The 17,494-nt window shown below is 65.9% G+C and carries 21 protein-coding genes; 13 read left to right on the plus strand and 8 right to left on the minus strand.

Translation table 11 applies throughout. The features are described 5' to 3' along the window. Window positions 1-21: 21 nt before the first annotated feature. The 8 genes from ACX0GZ_RS03315 to ACX0GZ_RS03350 form a co-directional block, all read right to left on the minus strand. Complete coding sequence (locus tag ACX0GZ_RS03315) at window positions 22-765, minus strand: FliA/WhiG family RNA polymerase sigma factor (protein ID WP_458813365.1); 744 nt, start codon at window positions 763-765, stop codon at window positions 22-24. Beyond that, window positions 762-2,843: a flagellar biosynthesis protein FlhA gene (flhA, locus tag ACX0GZ_RS03320; RefSeq protein WP_458813367.1), complete on the minus strand. Its 2,082-nt coding sequence runs from the start codon at window positions 2,841-2,843 to the stop codon at window positions 762-764. The genes ACX0GZ_RS03315 and flhA overlap by 4 nt, the downstream gene beginning before the upstream one ends. 4 nt (window positions 2,844-2,847) lie before the next feature. After that, a complete protein-coding gene (locus tag ACX0GZ_RS03325) occupies window positions 2,848-3,738 on the minus strand; it encodes a lytic transglycosylase domain-containing protein (RefSeq protein WP_458813369.1) in 891 nt (296 codons plus the stop codon). A gap of 79 nt (window positions 3,739-3,817) precedes the next feature. Beyond that, window positions 3,818-4,135, minus strand: coding sequence for a flagellar protein FlgN (locus ACX0GZ_RS03330; RefSeq protein WP_458813371.1), 318 nt, complete (start codon window positions 4,133-4,135; stop codon window positions 3,818-3,820). Beyond that, window positions 4,122-4,409, minus strand: a complete 288-nt coding sequence (flgM, locus tag ACX0GZ_RS03335; protein WP_458813373.1) for a flagellar biosynthesis anti-sigma factor FlgM — start codon at window positions 4,407-4,409, stop codon at window positions 4,122-4,124. Before flgM ends, ACX0GZ_RS03330 begins: the two co-directional genes overlap by 14 nt. Window positions 4,410-4,496: 87 nt before the next feature. Beyond that, window positions 4,497-5,033 (minus strand): flagella basal body P-ring formation protein FlgA, encoded by a 537-nt coding sequence (locus ACX0GZ_RS03340; protein WP_458813375.1) that lies wholly within the window; start codon window positions 5,031-5,033, stop codon window positions 4,497-4,499. Then, on the minus strand, window positions 5,030-5,611 hold the full coding sequence (locus tag ACX0GZ_RS03345) for a flagellar motor protein MotB (protein WP_458813378.1): 582 nt from the start codon (window positions 5,609-5,611) through the stop codon (window positions 5,030-5,032). Before ACX0GZ_RS03345 ends, ACX0GZ_RS03340 begins: the two co-directional genes overlap by 4 nt. After that, complete coding sequence (locus tag ACX0GZ_RS03350) at window positions 5,608-6,276, minus strand: motility protein A (protein ID WP_458813380.1); 669 nt, start codon at window positions 6,274-6,276, stop codon at window positions 5,608-5,610. Before ACX0GZ_RS03350 ends, ACX0GZ_RS03345 begins: the two co-directional genes overlap by 4 nt. Window positions 6,277-6,575: 299 nt before the next feature. Here ACX0GZ_RS03350 and flgB point away from each other — a divergent pair, with 299 nt between their 5' ends. From flgB to ACX0GZ_RS03415, 13 genes are all read left to right on the plus strand, one after another. Further along, entirely contained in the window at window positions 6,576-6,926 is a 351-nt protein-coding gene (flgB, locus tag ACX0GZ_RS03355; RefSeq protein WP_458813382.1) for a flagellar basal body rod protein FlgB, read from the plus strand. 2 nt (window positions 6,927-6,928) lie between these two features. After that, window positions 6,929-7,339: a flagellar basal body rod protein FlgC gene (gene flgC / locus ACX0GZ_RS03360; RefSeq protein WP_458813384.1), complete on the plus strand. Its 411-nt coding sequence runs from the start codon at window positions 6,929-6,931 to the stop codon at window positions 7,337-7,339. Further along, window positions 7,339-8,019, plus strand: coding sequence for a flagellar hook assembly protein FlgD (locus ACX0GZ_RS03365; RefSeq protein WP_458813386.1), 681 nt, complete (start codon window positions 7,339-7,341; stop codon window positions 8,017-8,019). The genes flgC and ACX0GZ_RS03365 overlap by 1 nt, the downstream gene beginning before the upstream one ends. Window positions 8,020-8,039: 20 nt before the next feature. Next, entirely contained in the window at window positions 8,040-9,308 is a 1,269-nt protein-coding gene (locus ACX0GZ_RS03370) for a flagellar hook protein FlgE (protein ID WP_458813388.1), read from the plus strand. Between the two features lie 26 nt (window positions 9,309-9,334). Further along, window positions 9,335-10,081 (plus strand): flagellar basal-body rod protein FlgF, encoded by a 747-nt coding sequence (gene flgF, locus ACX0GZ_RS03375; protein WP_458813390.1) that lies wholly within the window; start codon window positions 9,335-9,337, stop codon window positions 10,079-10,081. Window positions 10,082-10,093: 12 nt separating this feature from the next. Further along, window positions 10,094-10,882, plus strand: coding sequence for a flagellar basal-body rod protein FlgG (flgG, locus tag ACX0GZ_RS03380; protein ID WP_458813392.1), 789 nt, complete (start codon window positions 10,094-10,096; stop codon window positions 10,880-10,882). Between the two features lie 13 nt (window positions 10,883-10,895). Then, window positions 10,896-11,588: a flagellar basal body L-ring protein FlgH gene (locus ACX0GZ_RS03385; protein WP_458813394.1), complete on the plus strand. Its 693-nt coding sequence runs from the start codon at window positions 10,896-10,898 to the stop codon at window positions 11,586-11,588. A 14-nt stretch (window positions 11,589-11,602) separates the two neighbouring features. Beyond that, a complete protein-coding gene (locus ACX0GZ_RS03390; protein WP_458813396.1) occupies window positions 11,603-12,703 on the plus strand; it encodes a flagellar basal body P-ring protein FlgI in 1,101 nt (366 codons plus the stop codon). Between the two features lie 11 nt (window positions 12,704-12,714). Then, entirely contained in the window at window positions 12,715-13,059 is a 345-nt protein-coding gene (locus tag ACX0GZ_RS03395) for a rod-binding protein (protein ID WP_458813398.1), read from the plus strand. Continuing rightward, on the plus strand, window positions 13,056-14,402 hold the full coding sequence (flgK, locus tag ACX0GZ_RS03400; protein WP_458813400.1) for a flagellar hook-associated protein FlgK: 1,347 nt from the start codon (window positions 13,056-13,058) through the stop codon (window positions 14,400-14,402). The genes ACX0GZ_RS03395 and flgK overlap by 4 nt, the downstream gene beginning before the upstream one ends. 6 nt (window positions 14,403-14,408) lie before the next feature. Then, window positions 14,409-15,308, plus strand: a complete 900-nt coding sequence (flgL, locus tag ACX0GZ_RS03405; RefSeq protein ID WP_458813402.1) for a flagellar hook-associated protein FlgL — start codon at window positions 14,409-14,411, stop codon at window positions 15,306-15,308. Between the two features lie 176 nt (window positions 15,309-15,484). After that, the gene (gene motA / locus ACX0GZ_RS03410) at window positions 15,485-16,348 is read left to right on the plus strand and encodes a flagellar motor stator protein MotA (RefSeq protein ID WP_458813404.1); all 864 of its coding nucleotides are present in this window, start codon (window positions 15,485-15,487) and stop codon (window positions 16,346-16,348) included. A 206-nt stretch (window positions 16,349-16,554) separates the two neighbouring features. Continuing rightward, window positions 16,555-17,475: a flagellar motor protein MotB gene (locus ACX0GZ_RS03415; protein WP_458813406.1), complete on the plus strand. Its 921-nt coding sequence runs from the start codon at window positions 16,555-16,557 to the stop codon at window positions 17,473-17,475. The last annotated feature ends 19 nt before the right edge of the window (window positions 17,476-17,494 follow it).

A 17,494-nucleotide genomic window follows, 5' to 3' on the forward strand; every position in this document is an offset into this window, starting at 1 on the left:
GCGGGCAAGATTTGTGCGCGGTCAGCTCAGGCGGCGTTGCAATGCGCGTTTCAGCCGGTCGTGCGCGGCTTTCTTGATCTGGCAGACCCGCGCCGATCCGACGCCCAGCACCTGGCCGATTTCCTCAAGGTTCAATTCCTCGACATAATAGAGCTGGATCACCTGCGCCTCGCGCGTCGGCAGGTCGCCGATCGCCCCCACCAGCGTTTCGCGCAGCTCGCTGTCGGCGAGCGCCTCGAACGCGTCGGGCGTGTCGTCCATGAACCACGGCGCGTCGTCCGCATAGACGTCGTCCAGCGAGTCGAACCGCACGGCTTCGGCGCCCGCATAATCGGTCCGCAGCTTGTCGAGGTCCACGCCCAGCCGTTGCGCGATTTCGGCATCGTCGGGCGCGCGGCCCAGAAACTGGGTAAGCGATGCGACCGCCTGGCCGTAAGCCTTGCGCCGCCGCATCGCGCCGCGCGTCATCGTCGCCTGACGACGCAATTCGTCGATCATGCTGCCGCGGATACGGGTGTTGAGATACTGGTCGAGCGTGACCTGCCCGCGATCCTCGAAGCTGGTGCAGCCTTCGACCAGCGCGACGACGCCGATCTGGATCAGATCCTCGACCTCGACGATGCTGCTCATTGCGCCGTGAACGTGCCAGGCGATGCGGCGCACCAGCGGGAGGTGCTGGCGCACCAGTGCCTCGGTATCGCGCGGGCCTTGTGCGGGCGTGTAGGTCAGCGGCTCGCCGACGACGGGGTGGCGGAGCGGCATCATGCGGGAATCGCCTCGGGCGCGCCGATGACGGCGACGACCTCGACCGACTTGTCCTCGGGCACTTCGAAGAAGCTCATGACCGGCGTATCGGGCAGCACGGTCTTGACCAGCTTGCGGATCGCGATGCGGATCGAGGGCTGGACGACGAGGACGAACGGCTTGGCCTCGCCCACCAAAGGCTGCGCGGCGCGCTGCAATGCATCGACGATGCGGCGGCCCAGATCGGGTTCGATCGTGTGGCGGCGCGACGGGTCGGAACGCACGGCCTGGCCGAGCAACGCCTCGAGCTGACCTTCCAGCGTCATCACGCGCAGCGGCTCGCGCACGCCGCACAGTTTCTGGATGATGAGGGGGCCGAGTTCGGGGCGGATCGTCTCGACGATTTCGTCGGCGTCCAATGTTTTCTGCGCGGCGCTCGCGATGGCGGCGGCGATGCGGCGGAATTCCTTCAAGGGGATGTTCTCCGCGAGCAGCGCGCGCAGCACTTGCGTCAGCGTGGTCAGCGACACCGGTTGCGGGCAGAGCGAGGCGACCAACTGCCCGGCGCGGTCCTTCAATCCGTCGAGCAGCGACTGGACTTCGTCGGGGCCGAGCAGATCGGCGGCGTTCTGGATGAGCAGCTGGTTCAGATGCGTCGCCATCACGGTGCCCGCATCGACCACCAGATAGCCCGCCGCCGTGGCCGCATCGGCGTCGGCGCTGGAAATCCAGCGCGCGTCGAGGCCGAAGGTCGGATCCTTGGCTTCCTTGCCGCGAATGGGGGCGACCGCCTGGCCGGTATCGAGCGCGAGCATTTCGTCGGGCGACGCCTGATCCTCGCCGACCACCACGCCGTTGATGACGATGCGATAGGTAAAGGGCGCGAGATTGATGTCGTCGCGCACGCGCACCTGCGGCACGACGAAGCCCAGATCCTTCGACAATTGGCGGCGCACCCCGGTGATGCGACCCATCAGCGGCGCGCCCTTGCGCTCGTCGACCAGCGGCACGAGGCCGTAACCGATGTCGAACATCACCTGCATGTTGTCGGTCACCTCGTCCCAGCCGATCTTCGACAGGTCGGCGGGTGGTGCTGCGGGTTCGGGCGGTGGCGGCAGTTGCGACACCTTGTACATGCGCCACGCCATGTACCCGGCCCCGGCAGCGGCGGGCATGATGATGAGCGCGGGCATGCCGGGCAGCAGGCCGAGCAGCACGAGGATGCCCGATACCGGTGCCCAGGTGCGATGCGAATTGAACTGGCTGCCGATCTGGCCCTGCAAATCCTTGGCCGACGACACCCGCGTCACGATCGCGGCGGCGGCGATCGACAGCAGCAGCGCCGGCACCTGCGCGACCAGCGCGTCGCCGACCGACAGGTTGATATAGACTTCGGCGGCTTCGGACAGGCTCAGCCCGTGGCTGACGGGGCCGATGATGAGGCCGCCGACGATGTTGATGAACAGGATCAGCAGGCCTGCGATCGCATCGCCCTTCACGAATTTGGACGAACCGTCCATCGCACCGTAGAAATCGGCTTCGGTCGCCACCTCGACGCGGCGCGCGCGCGCTTCGTCGGGGGTCATCAGCCCGGCGTTCAGATCGGCGTCGATCGCCATCTGCTTGCCCGGCAACGCATCGAGGGTGAAGCGCGCCGAGACTTCGGACACGCGGCCCGCACCCTTGGTGACGACGATCATGTTGATGATGATGAGGATCGCGAACACCAGCAGCCCGACGACGTAATCGCCGCCGATGATGAAGCTGGCGAACGCCTCGATCACATGGCCGGCCGCGTCCGACCCCTCATGCCCCGACCCCAGCACCACGCGGGTGGACGCGACGTTCAGGCCCAGGCGAAACAGGGTGACGAACAGCAGCACGGTCGGAAAGGCCGAGAAGTCGAGCGGCTTTTGCGCATTGAGTGCGACCATCAGCACCGCGATCGACAGCATGATGTTGGTGATGAAGAAGATGTCGAGCATGAACGCCGGGATCGGCACCACCATCAGCACGACGAGCAGCAGGATGGCGGCCGGCAACGCGCCCGAGCGGAACAATGGCCCGGCACCGCCCTTGGCACGATCGAGGAACGTCATGGCGTCAGGCTCCGAGACGGGCGAGCATCAGATAGGCGAGCCGCGCGGTGGCGGGCGTCGGGCGGAGCATCGATGCGCGGTCCGGCGCGTCGGGGTTCGCCGGGTTGCCGCCTGAGGCGGGCGAACGCTGCGCGAACCGGTCGAGCGTCGAGGCGAGCCAGTCGCGGTCGCCCGCATCGCTTTCGCTCCCCAGCACGACCTCGACCGCGTGGTCGAACTTGAGACCGCCGACCGAAGCAGGCATCCCGCCCGAGGCAAGGCCGGTCGCGCCGACCGCCGCCGCACCGCGATCGAGCTTGTCGGCGAAGCGGCCATAAATGTCCGACAAGGAACGCGGCTGGCCGTTCGAGGCGTAGAAGATCGAACGGTTGGCGCGCGCGGCGGCAGGGAACATCGATGCGGCAGTGCGGTCGGGATTGTCCTGCATTGCCGACAGGAATTGCTTGGCCCCGCCCAGCCCAAGGAAATGCGCCATATAGAGGTCGGTGCCAGTGGTCCCGCGCCCCAGCGACCCTTCGAGCGACGCCTTGTTGTCGGCGGCATGTTCGGCGGCCATCAGCGAGGCGACCTGCGGATTGTTGCGCAGGTCGAGGATCGCGCGGCGGGTGGCGGCGTCGGATACGGTGAAGCGGCCATTGCCGTTCGACTGGATCGCGTCGACGGCCCAGCCGATGCCGTGCGCCGCGCCGTGCTTCTTTACGACGCCCAGCCAGCTCTGGTCGATGAACTGATAAAGTCCGGTGGCGCTGGAGGTCGCGGCGCGCGCATTGGCGCGCATTCCGCTTTCGACCTGCGCCTGACCCAGCAGATAGTTGAAATCAACGCCGGTCTTGCGGCTCGCGGTTGCGATCGCCGACTGGACGCCGGTTGCCGCCGCTACCTTGGTCACGCTCATAATTTCTTGCCGTGGCTATCCATATCGGACAGCGATCAGCAATTATCGTGCCAGTTGATCGTTCAGCCGGTTGTCCGCATCAGGCGTAGGCGCCCATGCCCCCGCCGCGCCAGGTCTGCCCGGCTTCCCCGGCAAGCATTTGCAGCCGACGGCGGACATTTGCCGCCATCAGGTTGACATAGATGCGCGCGGTTTCGTTCAACCGGTGCGCTTCCTCTGCCAGCGCGCGGATTTCGGCGCTGTGCGGCGCTTCGTCGTCGTTGGCGGCAAGCGTTTCGATCCCCGACAGCTTGGCAGCGGTCGCGGTTTCCAGCGCGGCGACATCGTTCGCCTTCAGCGCCGCGATTTCGGCGTGGAGGCAGTCGATCACGCGGATCAGGGCGTCACGCCGGGTCATTGGCCACCCATTCGGATTTCATGGCCAGCATCCGGTCGGCAATCGCACTCGCGTCGATCCGATAAGATCCGTCGGCGATTCTGCGTCGCAGCGCGTCGACGCGCATCGCATCGACCGGTGGCTTGGCGGCGAGTTCCTTCGCGGTGATCCGCGCCGAATGCGGCTCGAGATCGGTTGTCGAATCCTGCGGGGGCCGCTGCGTCGCCGAGGCGCGCGTCACCGCAGCGACGGAGTCGCTCGGTTTGACGGGCCTGGGGCCGACGGGGTCCACCATGTTTCGGTTCCTGCATGTTTGCGTTCCCCACCAAAAACGACCCCGACCGAATAAACTTTAGGAAAAAATTAGGAGCGGTGCCGAACGTCAGTTCGCCCAGCCCGGCAGCGTCGCCCGGCCCGGCTCGATCGCCACGGCCTGAATCGGCGGCTTCGACGGATCGACGCGGACCATGAAGCGCGCGCCCGGTGCGGCGTCGCCCATCGCGATGCCGTCGCGGGTGATCGAAAAGCCGGTGGTGCCCGCAGCGACGGTCACCGGATCGCCGCGCTTGATGACGGGTTCGGCGCGCAACGGCGCGGCGGCGACGGTCATCGCCGCGGACTGCTGCATAACGGGTCGCGGCTCTGCCATAACGGGCACATAGATGCGCCACACCGGCGTCATGCACCGCACGACGACCGCGTCCTGGGCGGGCGAGCGCCATTCGACCTGCGGCAGCGGGCAGGCGGCAAGTTTCAAACGACGATCGACCGCGGTGCGCGCGCCGCCCTCCATCCCGATCGCCTGACCGGTGAACTGCGCGACCGCCATGTCGAGCATCGCGGTGTCCTGAAACTTCGCCTGCGCGGCAGCGGGGGTGGCAGCCAGCAGCAGCGGCAGGCTCCAGATCCAGCGGGTCATTGCATTCTCCTTTGAACGGGCAAGGACGCGTCCCCGGCAAAGCCGATCGCAATCAAGACGCGGCGTCCTTTCGGGGCGTCCTCGCCCCCGGCAAATTCGATACGGTCGGGGGCGATCGCGCCCGCTTCGACCAGGGCAACGGCGACGGCGCGCGCGCGGTCGGCGGCGAGCAGCGCGGCGCTGCGCGTGACGGGATCGACGTCGCCGGACGTTCCATCCGTTCCCGCCGACAGGCGGACCCGAGTGCGCGGATCGGCGGTCGCGCCCCTCACCCAACGGGCGAGCGCGGCGGTGTCCTGCGTGATTTCGGCGCTGCCGGAGGCGAAACCATCGACGCTCCCCAGTTCCTGCGCCATCGCTGGTTCGATGACGGGGGGCGCGTCTGGTTCGGGCGTCGTCGCCACAGCCTCGATGCCGAACCCTTCGCGAATGCTGGCGCTGAGCGCGGCGGGGTCGAGATGCTGCGAGGCTTGGACGAAAACAAAGAAGCCGAGCAGCAACAGGCCGAGATCGGCGAGCGTCATCAGCCAGAGCGGGCGGGCGGGCGCGTCTTGCGTATCGAAGGGGGTGAGCGTCATGCCGCTTCGGCCCGCTTGTGCCAGCGCGGCGCTTCCCGGCTGGCGAGCGCCTCCAGCGGCGCGATCAGCCGCGCGCGCTCGACATATTCCCGGCGCGCCAGTGTGCGAAGCCGCGCCGAAATCGGCATCGCGACAAGCGTCGCCAGCACCGCGCCATAGAGAGTGGTGAGCAAGGCGATCGCCATCGCACCGCCGATCGCGGTCACGTCCTCCATCGCCAGAAACATGCGGACCAGCCCGACCAGCGTGCCGATCATGCCCATCGCAGGCGCGATCTCGGCCGCCGAAGCCCAGAAATCGGATGCGGCGCGGTGGCGCTCGGCGCGCGCGTTCTGGCGGTCGGCAAGATGCGCGGCGACGGTCGTGCCGTCCTTGCCGTCGACAATATCGGCAATGGCGGCGGCAAGATCGGGATCGGTGATGACCGACCGGTCGAGCGTCATCACGCCGTGCTTGGCGGCGATCCGCGACAGCGCGTCGATCTGGGTAATGAGCGGCCCGGCGTCGAAGCGCTTGCGCCCCAGCGTCCTGAGCGCCCCGATCGCCCGCCCGACATCGCCCAGCGGCGTGCGCAGGATCAGCGCAAGCGCCGTCCCCCCGGCAACGATGCCGAACGCGAGCGGGTCGAGAAAGGGGGCGATGAACGCCTGAACCGACTGGATCATGCACGGGGTTAAGCAAGGGTCGGGCCAGTTTGCAGATGGGGTGATCAACCCGCCTTGCATTTCGATCGTCATTGCGAGCGCAGCGAAGCAATCCAGACACGCGCCCGCAACGCTGGATTGCTTCGCTGCGCTCGCAATGACGGGTGGCGGCAACCCACCGGCAAACGCATTGCCGCCCCCGGCAACATCTTGCCGCCCCGCGCCACCTCCTTACTCAAACCCACGCAAATCCGCCATTCTTCGCAAACTGGCACGGCCTTTGCTGAAAACACCCGTGCATTAATCGCGGGAGACTGCACATGGCCAACGACACGCTCTTCGGCGTCCACGGGACGGCGCTACAGCTGCGCTCGAAACGGATGGGATTGCTGGCGTCGAACATCGCCAATGCATCGACCCCCGGTTACAAGGCGCAGGATCTGGACTTCGCCCAGGCGCTCAAGTCCGCCAACGCCGCGGGCGGGATCGACCGGGCGATGGACGGCGCGACCAAATATCGCGTGCCGCTTCAGCCTTCGATGGACGGCAACACGGTGGATCTGACCACCGAACAGACCGCCTTCGCCGAAAATGCCGTCGCCTATCAGACGACGCTTTCCTTTCTCAACGGGCGGATCAGCACGATCACCCGCGCTCTGAAGGGCGAATGACGATGAGCAATCCGGTCAGCATCTTCCAGGTTTCGGGTCGCGCCATGTCGGCGCAGCTCGCGCGGATGAACACCACCGCGTCGAACCTCGCCAATGTCGGCCAGGTATCGAGCACCGAAGCGGGCGCGTATCGCACGATGAAGCCGGTGTTCCGCACCAGCTTCGACGCGGCGTCGGGCATGGCCACGGTCGATGTCGAACGCATCGTCACCGCGGGCGAGGCCCCGGTCAAACGCTACGACCCCGGCCATCCGATGGCCGACGCCGACGGCAATGTCTTCGAAAGCGCGGTCGATGAAACCCGCGAGCTGGTCGACATGATGGAGGCCGCCCGCACCTATCAGAACAATGTCGAAGTGATGCAGACGGCCAAGTCGCTGATCGCCCAGACGCTCCAGCTGGGACGTGGATGATGGCGACGAGTTTCGACGCAGCGATCGGCAATCTGGGCATTGGCCGCACCGGCACGACGACGGGCAATTCGGCGCTGGGTTCGCAGAATCTGGGGCAGAATGATTTCCTGAAACTGCTGACCGCGCAGATGCAGAACCAGGATCCCTTCGATCCCGTCGACAACACCCAGATGGTCGCGCAGATGGCGCAATTCTCGTCGCTGGCGGGCATCACCGAGATGTCGTCGACGCTCAAGGCCATCGCCGACAAACTGGGCGGCACCAGCATGTCCGACGCGCTTGGCTATGTCGGGCGCGCGGTGCTGGTCGAAGGCGCCACCAACTATCCGATGACCAACGGCACGGTGGCAGGGGCAATCGAACTCGACGGCAATGCGACCGACGTGAAGGTGACGATCACGGGCGCGAGCGGCGCCGTGATGAAGACCGTGTCGCTGGGGCCGCAAAAGGCCGGCATCATCGATTACGAATGGGACGGATCGACCGACAATGGCGATCCGGCGGGCGAAGGTCCCTTCACCATCAACGTCACTGCGGCTGCGGGGGCGAATACCGTCCCCGCCCGCAGCCTGATCTGGGCGCCGGTCCAGTCGGTGTCGCTCGACCCGAGCGGCACACCCACGCTTACCATCCCTGGCGTCGGCCAGCTTCCCACCACCGCCGTCCGCAAGGTCGGCTGAGCTTTAACGGAGTAACCAAAATGTCCTTCTACACTTCGCTCAGCGGGCTTCGTGCGGCCCAGACAGACATGTCGGCGATTTCGCACAACCTCGCCAACGTCACCACCAACGGCTTCAAGAAGAGCCGGGCCGAATTTGCCGACGTGATCGCGTCGAGCCTGGATCAGTCGCCGACGATGATGATCGGGTCGGGCAGCGTGACCAAGGCGATCCGCCAGCAATTCTCGCAAGGCAATCTGAACCAGACCGGTTCGTCGCTCGACCTCGCCATCGCCGGTGACGGTTTCTTCGCGGTCAAGCCGAACCAGGATGGCAGTCAGGTGAATTTCACCCGCAACGGCAGCTTCATGGTCGATAACGACCGTTACGTAACCGACGCGCAGGGTGCCAAGGTTCAGGTGTTCCCGGTCGACGGTTCGGGCGCGGTCATCGCCAGCGGCCTCGACCAGACGATTGCGCTGCGCCTGCCCGCGACCAGCGGCACGCCGGTTGCGACGGCTGCCACCGCGCTCAACGTCAATCTGTCGGCCAATGCCGCGGTCAAGACCGGAGCGTTCGACCGGTTCGATCCTTCGACCTACAATCAGACGACGCAGACGACGATCTATGACGCCAGCGGCAACGCGTTGACCATGACCCAATATTTCGTCCGCACCCAGGCAGCGGGCGGCGGCACGCCGACCAGCGAATGGCAGGTCTACAGCTTCGTCGGCGACCGTCAGCTGGGCGTGGACGCCGCCAATCCGCAGCCGATCACGATGAGCTTCGACACGAACGGCGTCATGACCGCACCCGCGGGACCGACCCAGTTCGCGGCGGTCGGCCTGGGGGGATCGACCATCGAACAGGCATTGTCGCTCGACCTGACCGGATCGACCCAGCTCGCACAAGCCTTCAACGTCAATGCGCGCAGCCAGGACGGCGCCGCGGTCGGCCAGTTGCAGGGCGTGACTGTCGGCAGCGACGGCACCGTCTTCGCCAGCTTCTCCAACGGCGAAAGCCAGGCGCTGGGCAAGGTGGTGCTTGCCAACTTCCCCAATCCATCGGGCCTGCGTCAGCTGGGCAATTCGAACTGGGCCGCAACCGGGCTGGCCGGTGAAGTGTCGCTCGGCTCGCCCGGCGAAAAGGGCCTGGGTTCGCTGATGTCGTCGATGCTCGAAGGGTCGAACGTCGACATGACCGAGGAACTGGTCGGCCTGATCGCCGCGCAGCGCGCGTTCCAGGCGAATGCGAAGGCGCTCGATACGTCGAGCCAGATCTCGCAGTCGATCCTGAACATCCGCGCCTGATCGAAACGACGACGGGGGGATAGGACATGGACAGGCTGGTCTATACGGCGATGTCGGGGCTCAAGGCCCGGATGGCGAGCCAGGCGGCGATCGCCAACAACATCGCCAACGCATCGACCACCGGGTTTCGCGCGGATCGCGTGAATTTCGAGCGGATGATGCTGAAAGGCCAGCCGCTCGAAACCCGTGCGCCCGCCACCGCAGAGGTGATCGACGCCGATCGCCGCGCAGGCGCGATCATGGCGACCGGCCGTCCACTCGACATCGCCGTGCAGTCGGATTCGTGGATCGCCGTTCAGGCGACCGACGGAACGGAAGCCTATACGCGCCGGGGCGACCTGAACGTCGCCGCGTCCGGCGTGCTGGAAACCGGCGACGGTTTCCCGGTGATGGGGTCGGGGGGCCCCATCACCGTGCCTCCGCACGAAAAGATCATGATTTCCGAAGACGGCACCGTGTCGATCGTGCCTCCGGGCGCGGCGCCGGGCACCGATCCGCAGATTATCGACAGGATCAAACTGGCCTCCACGCAAGGCTCGGACACGGTCAAGGGCCTCGACAATCTGCTTCATGTGCGCGGCGGCGGGGTGCTGCCCGACGACATGGAAGCGCGGGTTCAGTCGGGGTCGCTCGAACAATCGAACGTTAACCTGACGCAGGCGCTCGTCGACATGATCGAGAACCAGCGCGGTTACGAAGTACAGGCGAACCTCCTGAAAGAGGCGCGCAAGATGGACGAAGGGGGCGCATCGCTGATGCGCCTGCCGGGTTAAGGAGAATAGGTCATGGGTAGTGCGGCAATGCACATCGCGCGCACCGGGCTCGACGCCCAGGACATGCGCATGCGGACGATTTCAAACAACCTGGCGAACGTCAACACGACGGGGTTCAAGCGCAACCGCGCCTCGTTCGAAACGCTCGCCTATCAGGTGGTGACCGCCGCCGGCGCGCCAAGCACCAATGAGACGCGCTATGCGACCGGCCTCAATCTCGGCACCGGTGTCCGCGTTCAGGGGACGGCGACGATCAATACGCAAGGGTCGCTCAACACCACGGGCAACGCGCTCGACCTCGCGCTCGACGGCGAAGGCTATTTTCAGGTCCAGCTTCCCGGCGGGCAGCTCGGCTATACCCGCGCGGGGAATTTTACCCGCTCGGCCGAAGGGATGATGGTGACCGCCGAGGGGTATCAGGTGATGCCCGGCATCACGATCCCCGAAGGCGCGACGTCGGTGACGATCGGGTCGGACGGTACGGTGTCGGCAATGGTCCCCGGCCAGACCGAGGCCGCCGAGATCGGCCAGATCCAGATCGCGACCTTCCCGAACGCGGCCGGACTCCAGCCCACCGGCGACAATTTCCTCATCGAAACCGGGGCATCCGGCGCCGCTGCGCTGGGCATCGCGGGCCTCGATGGTCGCGGCAATGTTCGCCAGGGGATGCTCGAGGGATCGAACGTCAACGTCGTCGAGGAACTGGTCGACATGATCGAAACCCAGCGCGCGTACGAGGTCAATTCCAAGATGATCTCGGCCACCGACGAAATGCTCAAATATGTCAACCAGCAGCTCTAAAGGGACCGGATTGATGAAATTCGCATCCGGCCTCGCCATCGGCGCGCTCGCGACGATCGTGTTCGCCGCGTCGGCCAGCCCCGCCCACGCGCAGCTGTTCGGCAAGAAAAAGCCCAAGGAGGATTTCTCCGCAACGGTCGTGCCGGTCGCACAGCCGGTCGCCGCACCCGCCAACGGGTCGATCTTTCAGGTCGATCAGGGCTATGCCGCCTATCACGAAGGCACGCGCGCGCGCCGGGTCGGCGATCCGCTGACGATCGTGCTGGTCGAACGCACCGTGGCGTCCAAATCGGCAGGGACGAAGCTCGACAGCGGCGGCGGGTTCAGCCTGATCCCGCCATCGACCGGCAACCTGGCGCAATTCCTGCCCAGCGACATTGCGATGAGCGGCAAGCGCGGCTTCAACGGCGCGGGCACCGCCGACCAGTCCAATGCCCTGTCGGGCGAAGTCAGCGTGACCGTAGCCGAGGTCTATCCCAACGGCACCATGCTGGTTCAGGGGCAGAAGCGTGTCACGCTTAACCGCGGCGACGAATTCGTGCAGATCAAGGGGATCATCCGCGTGGCGGACATCGACGCGAACAACCGCGTCGCATCGACCCGCGTGGCCGACGCCCAGATCGCCTATACCGGCAAGGGCGACGTCGCCCGCGCCAGCCGTCAGGGGTGGCTCAGCCGCTTCTTCCAAGTCATCAGCCCGTTCTGATGGGGACCGATACGATGTTTCGCACCCTTCTTTCGATCGCCGCCGCATTCGCGGCGCTCGTCGCCACGCCCGCCTCCGCCCAGCGGATCAAGGATCTGGGCCATTTTCAGGGCGTCCGCACCAACCAGCTGACCGGTTACGGCATCGTCGTCGGTCTGGCGGGGACGGGGGACGACAACCTCGAATATACCGTCCAGTCGGTGAAGGCCGCGACCTCCCGGTTCGGCCTGCAATTGCCGCCCGGCGTCAATCCGGGACTGAAGAACGCCGCCGTCGTCATGATCACCGCCGAACTGCCGCCCTTTGCCAAGGCGGGGCAGAAGATCGACGTGACGATCGCCGCGCTGGGCAAGGCGAAATCCCTGCGGGGCGGCAGCCTGATCCTGACCCCGCTGATCGGTGCCGATGGCCAGATCTATGCGATGTCGCAGGGCAGCCTGGCGATCGGCGGTCTGGGAGCGGAAGGCGCAGACGGGTCGAAGGTCCAGGTCAACATCCCGACCAGCGGCCGTATTCCCGAAGGTGCGACGGTCGAGCGCATGGTCGATACCGGCTTTGCCAACACCCCCTATCTGACGTTCAACCTGACCAAATCGGACTTCACCACCGCACAGCGCGTGGCGGATGCGATCAACGGTCGCTTCGGTTCGGGCGTCGCGCGCATGGTCGACGGGGTGTCGGTGGCGATCAACGCACCGCCGGGCAACGAAGCGCGCGTGGCGATGATGAGCATGGTCGAGAATATCGCGGTCGAGGCGGCGGAAGCGCCTGCCCGCGTGATCGTCAATGCCCGCACCGGCACCGTCGTCATCAACCAGTCGGTGCGCGTCGCGCCCGCCGCCGTCAGCCACGGCAAGATGACGGTGCGGATCGACGAGAGCGAGCGCGTGGTCCAGCCCCAGCCCTTTGCCAACGGCCAGACCGCCATCGAACAGCAATCGGCAGTCACTGTAGAGGAAGAGCGCAATCCCATGTTCCTGCTGGAGCCCGGCCCGCGCCTCGCCGATGTGGTCAAGGCGGTGAACGCCATCGGCGCGAGCCCGGCCGATCTGGTCGCGATCCTCGAAGCGCTGAAGGAAGCGGGCGCGCTCAAGGCCGAACTGGTGATCCTGTGATGACCGGCGGCATGAACCTTCCCAGCTTGAATCCTGCCGCCAGCCAGTCGCTACGCCTCGACGGCGTCGCGGGCGACACGTCGCGGCTGGCGTCGGCGGAGAATTTGAAAGCCGCGGGCGAACGGTTCGAGGCGATCTTCGTCAACATGATGTTAACCTCGATGCGCAAGGCTTCGCTGGGTGAGGGATTGTTCGACACCAAGGCGGTCGAACAGTTTCGTGACATGCAGGACCAGAAGCTGGCGGAGACGATGGCAAGCACCACACCGATCGGAATCGGCAAGGCGATGACCGACTTTCTGTCGAAGGCTCAGCCGACTTTGATCGACGGCGCTGAAGGCACGGCTACCCCGTGACCAACCTGCTCGCCATCGGGTCGACGGGCGTTCGCGCCTATCAGACCGCGCTGACCACCGTGTCGGAGAATATCGCCAATGCGGGCGCGGCGGGCTATTCGCGCCGCACCGCGACCGTCGGCGAGATCGTCTCCTCCGCGTCGGCGAACGCGACGATGAGCGGGCAATTGTCGGGTTACGGCGTCCGCGTCACCGGCATCGACCGGCAGACCGACGCCTTTCGCGTCGCCGAAACCCGTTTCACCGGCGCGGAACTCGCGCGCAGCAATGCCTCCGTCCAGTGGCTGGAGCGCATCGAAAGCGCGCTGACCGGCTATGACATGCCCGCGCGCATGACGGGGTTCTACGCCAGCGCCAGCACGCTTGCCGCCGACCCCGCATCGGGCGCCCCGCGCGCCGCGATGGTCGAGGCGGCGACCGCGCTCGCCACGTCGATCCAGGGCACGCACTCAACCTTGTCGGCCGCGATGGCGGATCTCGACGGCACCGCGCAGGCGAGCGTCGGCCAGCTCAACGACCTGTCGCAACAGGTGGCCAAGACCAATGTCGCGCTGGCTCGGGTTGGTCCGGGCACGGCGGCTCAGGCGCAATTGTTCGACGAACGCGACCGGCTGCTCGGCGCGATGAGCCAGTTGACCGACATCGACGTTCAGATCGACCAGCGCGGCCTCGCCACCGTCCGTGCGGGCGGATCGACCGGCCCGGTGCTGGTCGAACTGGCGGAAACCGGCTTCGTCCGCGCATCGCGGTCGGACGGCGCGCTGGGCTTCACCGTCGAACGCGCCGGCAGTTTCGACACGCTGCATCCGCGCGGCGGCGCGCTATCCGGTCTGGTCGAAGGCGCCCAGCGCATCGGCGACGCGATCGACGCGCTGAACGTCATGGCGCGCGACCTGGCCGATGGGATCAACGCGATCCAGGCGGGCGGCGAGGATCTGGACGGCAATCCCGGCGCGCCGATGTTCGCGATGGGCGCCGACGCTTCCGATTTCCGCATGGTGCTTGCGGGTCCGCGCGGCATCGCCGCGTCGTCGCCGGGCGGCGGGGTGCGCGACAATGGCAACCTGGTCGCGCTCGAATCCTTTCGCCGGTCGAGCGCACTCGAAGACCGCGCCACCGGGCTGGCCGTCGGCAATGCAACGACACTCGCCGGGCGCCGATCGGTGGCGAGCGCGCAGGCCGCGATCCACGACAATGCGATCGCCGCGCGCGATTCGGTATCGGGAGTCAATCTGGACGAGGAAGCGGTCGATCTGATCCGCTTTCAGCAAGCCTATAACGCCTCCAGCCGCATCATTCAGGTGGCGCGCGAAACCTTCCAGTCCATCCTCGACGCGAGCTAAACGGCCATGCGGATCACCACCAGCCAGATGTTCGACCGGTTGAACGGCCAGATGGGATCGCTGTCGGTCGGTGCCGACCGGATCCAGACCCAGATCAGCACCGGCAAGAAGCTGGTGAACCCGTCGGACGACGCGGTCGCCTATCTGCGGCTGACGGGGCTGAAGCGGGTCGATGCCGATCACAATGCCGCGACCACCAACGCCAATCTGGCGAACATGGTGCTGTCGCAGACCGACACGACGCTGGGCAGCGTCGAGACCGAATTGCAACGCGCGCAGGAACTCGCCATCGCGGCCTCCAACGGCACGATGAATGCGGAGAACCGCGCGGCGACGGCCGAGGCGCTCGAATCGATTCTCGACCAGTTGTTCGTGCTGGCCAATACCCGCGACGCGCGCGATCAGCCGGTCTTCGGCGGCGCGAGCGGCGATGTCGCCTATCTGCGTGCCCCCGACGGCACGATCACCGCCGCAGGCACCGGCGAACCCGCCGCAATTCCCTTGAGCGACGGTGCGACGGTGCGGGCGAGCGTGCCCGGTTCGTCCGTGTTCGGCGCGGGCGACGATCCGGCGGTGAACGACATGTTCGCAACCCTGTCGGGCCTGATTTCCGAATTGCGCAGCGGCCAGCCCGCAAGCCAGGCGTCGATGGACGGCATCGCCGCATCGCTGACCAATGTGGGCGCCACCCGCGCGTCGGTAGGCGCGCGCATGGTGCGCGTCGACATGGAAATCGCCCGGCTGGGTGAACTGGGCCTGGCCCGCGAAGTCAGCCGGTCCGCGATCGAGGACACCGACGTCGCGTCGGCGATCACCGAGCTGCAAAAGACGCTGACCATCCTTCAGGCGACCCAGGCGAGCTTCGGCAAGCTGACCAGCACCAACCTGTTCGACTATTTGCGCTGATCTCCGTTCGTCATTGCTTCGCTTCGCGCGCAATGACGATTGGGTTTCAGAGCGCCCCGAGAATAAAATTCTCGCGGCGGTAACCATTTCTCGACGGATTGACGGCTAAGCCGGGAACAAGGCGTTTCGCGTGTCCGCGGCGTCGGGGGTAATTCGTTCAGGAGCTTGAGCCGCCCATGTTTCCCGCAATCGGCTTCGTCGTGCTGATCCTGATGGTGTTCGGCGGTTTCGCCATCACCGGCGGGGCGCTCGGCCCTGTAATGAAGGCGCTTCCCGCCGAAATGATGATCATCGGCGGCGCCGGGGTCGGCGCGCTCATCATCGGCAATTCGATCAAGGAACTGAAGGCGCTGGGCGGCGGCTTCATGAAGGTCATCAAGGGGCCGAAATACGCCAAGCAGGATTATCTCGACACCATTTTTCTGGTGTCGAAACTGATGAAGCTGCTGCGCACCGACGGCCCGATCGCGCTGGAGCCGCATGTCGAGGATCCCAAATCCTCGCCGATCTTTGCCGAATATCCCAAATTGCTGGCCGACCACACGCTCGTCAACCTGATCGCCGATACGCTGCGCCTGGTCGTCGTCTCGTCGGGCACGCTCGATGTCCATGCGGTCGAGGATGTGATGGACAACGCGATCAAGACCCATCACCACGAGGTCGAACAGCCGCAACAGGCGTTGCAGGGACTGGCCGATGCGCTCCCCGCTCTGGGCATCGTCGCGGCCGTGCTCGGCGTCGTGAAGACGATGGGATCGATCGACCAGCCGCCGTCGGTGCTGGGCGGAATGATCGGTTCGGCACTGGTCGGCACGTTCCTGGGCGTGCTGCTCGCCTACGGCCTGGTCGGTCCGCTCGCCGGTCGGCTGAAACAGGTGATCGAGGCCGATGCCGCCATCTATCACGTCGTCAAACAGATCATAATCGCCTCGCTCCACGGCCATCCCCAGCCGCTGGTGATCGAAGCCGCACGGTCGGGCATCGCGCATGCAAACCAGCCGGGTTTCGCCGAAGTGTTCGACGGACTGCGCGGGCGGTGATGATGATGTCCGTTCGGTATCAGGTTTCGGAAACGTCCGGGGAGCCTATGGCTCGCCCCTTGTTTCCGTTCGTTTCGAGCGAAGTCGAGAAACCTGGATTAAATGTTTTGGGTGCATTTCTCGACTTCGCTCGAAACAAACGGACCGGTTATGCGCTGGACATATCGTCGGCGTCGCCTTCGCCCATTTGCGCGGGGGCCTGACAAATGCCTTCCGCGCGCGCTCCTCATGGCAACAACCAGCCACCCAAGATCATCGTCAAGAAGGTCTATGTCGAAGGTCATGGCGGCCATCATGGCGGCGCCTGGAAAGTCGCCTATGCCGATTTCGTCACGGCGATGATGGCGTTCTTCCTGCTGATGTGGCTGATCGGCGCGACCAACGAGAAACAGCGCAAGGCACTCGCCGACTATTTCGCGCCGACCCTGGTCGAGCTGAAGCAGAACAGCGCGGGCGCGAACGGCATGTTCGGCGGCGAATCGCTGATGGACAAGGACAATTACCCGCACAAGGCGTCGCAGACGGGAACGCGCGCGCTGACCGTGCCGATGGGGGCTACCGGCGGCGACAATACCGGCAGCGGCGACCAAGGCCAGCTGAAGCGCCAGCGCTTTGCCGAGGATCAGGCCAATTTCCAGCGGATGCGCGCCAAGATTCAGGCGCAGATGGCGTCCAATCCGCGCCTGTCACGCCTCGCCAAGCATGTCCGCTTCGTCCCGACCCGCGAAGGGCTGCGCATCGACCTCATCGACAATGCCGATTATTCGATGTTCGCGCTGGGCACGACTCAGATGGTGCCGGATGCCGATGCACTGGTCGGGCTGGTCGCCGAATCGATCGCAGGCGTCGGCAACGACATCATGATCCGCGGCCACACCGACAGCCTGCGCTACGGCAACCCGGCGGTCATGAACAACTGGATGCTGTCGAGCGGCCGCGCTGAGGCGACGCGGCGGCGACTGGCCGAAGGCGGCGTCACCGAAGCGCGCTTCAGCCGCATCGAAGGCGTCGCCGACCGCGAACCGATGATCGCGAACGACCCCAGCGATGCCCGCAACCGGCGCGTCGCGGTAACCCTGCTCTACCGCGAAGGCGAACAGCCGCGTGGCACAGGCCGCGGGCGATAAGGCCTTACACCTCTCCCCG

This window comes from Sphingomonas aestuarii, assembly GCF_054457155.1.

What these genes read in the sequence shown, in the direction of transcription:
- ACX0GZ_RS03315 (WP_458813365.1), bottom strand. Translation starts at nt 765, where the DNA reads ATGATGCCGCTCCGCCACCCCGTCGTCGGCGAGCCGCTGACCTACACG.
- flhA (WP_458813367.1), bottom strand. Translation starts at nt 2,843, where the DNA reads ATGACGTTCCTCGATCGTGCCAAGGGCGGTGCCGGGCCATTGTTCCGC.
- ACX0GZ_RS03325 (WP_458813369.1), bottom strand. Translation starts at nt 3,738, where the DNA reads ATGAGCGTGACCAAGGTAGCGGCGGCAACCGGCGTCCAGTCGGCGATC.
- ACX0GZ_RS03330 (WP_458813371.1), bottom strand. Translation starts at nt 4,135, where the DNA reads ATGACCCGGCGTGACGCCCTGATCCGCGTGATCGACTGCCTCCACGCC.
- flgM (WP_458813373.1), bottom strand. Translation starts at nt 4,409, where the DNA reads ATGGTGGACCCCGTCGGCCCCAGGCCCGTCAAACCGAGCGACTCCGTC.
- ACX0GZ_RS03340 (WP_458813375.1), bottom strand. Translation starts at nt 5,033, where the DNA reads ATGACCCGCTGGATCTGGAGCCTGCCGCTGCTGCTGGCTGCCACCCCC.
- ACX0GZ_RS03345 (WP_458813378.1), bottom strand. Translation starts at nt 5,611, where the DNA reads ATGACGCTCACCCCCTTCGATACGCAAGACGCGCCCGCCCGCCCGCTC.
- ACX0GZ_RS03350 (WP_458813380.1), bottom strand. Translation starts at nt 6,276, where the DNA reads ATGATCCAGTCGGTTCAGGCGTTCATCGCCCCCTTTCTCGACCCGCTC.
- flgB (WP_458813382.1), top strand. Translation starts at nt 6,576, where the DNA reads ATGGCCAACGACACGCTCTTCGGCGTCCACGGGACGGCGCTACAGCTG.
- flgC (WP_458813384.1), top strand. Translation starts at nt 6,929, where the DNA reads ATGAGCAATCCGGTCAGCATCTTCCAGGTTTCGGGTCGCGCCATGTCG.
- ACX0GZ_RS03365 (WP_458813386.1), top strand. Translation starts at nt 7,339, where the DNA reads ATGGCGACGAGTTTCGACGCAGCGATCGGCAATCTGGGCATTGGCCGC.
- ACX0GZ_RS03370 (WP_458813388.1), top strand. Translation starts at nt 8,040, where the DNA reads ATGTCCTTCTACACTTCGCTCAGCGGGCTTCGTGCGGCCCAGACAGAC.
- flgF (WP_458813390.1), top strand. Translation starts at nt 9,335, where the DNA reads ATGGACAGGCTGGTCTATACGGCGATGTCGGGGCTCAAGGCCCGGATG.
- flgG (WP_458813392.1), top strand. Translation starts at nt 10,094, where the DNA reads ATGGGTAGTGCGGCAATGCACATCGCGCGCACCGGGCTCGACGCCCAG.
- ACX0GZ_RS03385 (WP_458813394.1), top strand. Translation starts at nt 10,896, where the DNA reads ATGAAATTCGCATCCGGCCTCGCCATCGGCGCGCTCGCGACGATCGTG.
- ACX0GZ_RS03390 (WP_458813396.1), top strand. Translation starts at nt 11,603, where the DNA reads ATGTTTCGCACCCTTCTTTCGATCGCCGCCGCATTCGCGGCGCTCGTC.
- ACX0GZ_RS03395 (WP_458813398.1), top strand. Translation starts at nt 12,715, where the DNA reads ATGAACCTTCCCAGCTTGAATCCTGCCGCCAGCCAGTCGCTACGCCTC.
- flgL (WP_458813402.1), top strand. Translation starts at nt 14,409, where the DNA reads ATGCGGATCACCACCAGCCAGATGTTCGACCGGTTGAACGGCCAGATG.
- motA (WP_458813404.1), top strand. Translation starts at nt 15,485, where the DNA reads ATGTTTCCCGCAATCGGCTTCGTCGTGCTGATCCTGATGGTGTTCGGC.
- ACX0GZ_RS03415 (WP_458813406.1), top strand. Translation starts at nt 16,555, where the DNA reads ATGCCTTCCGCGCGCGCTCCTCATGGCAACAACCAGCCACCCAAGATC.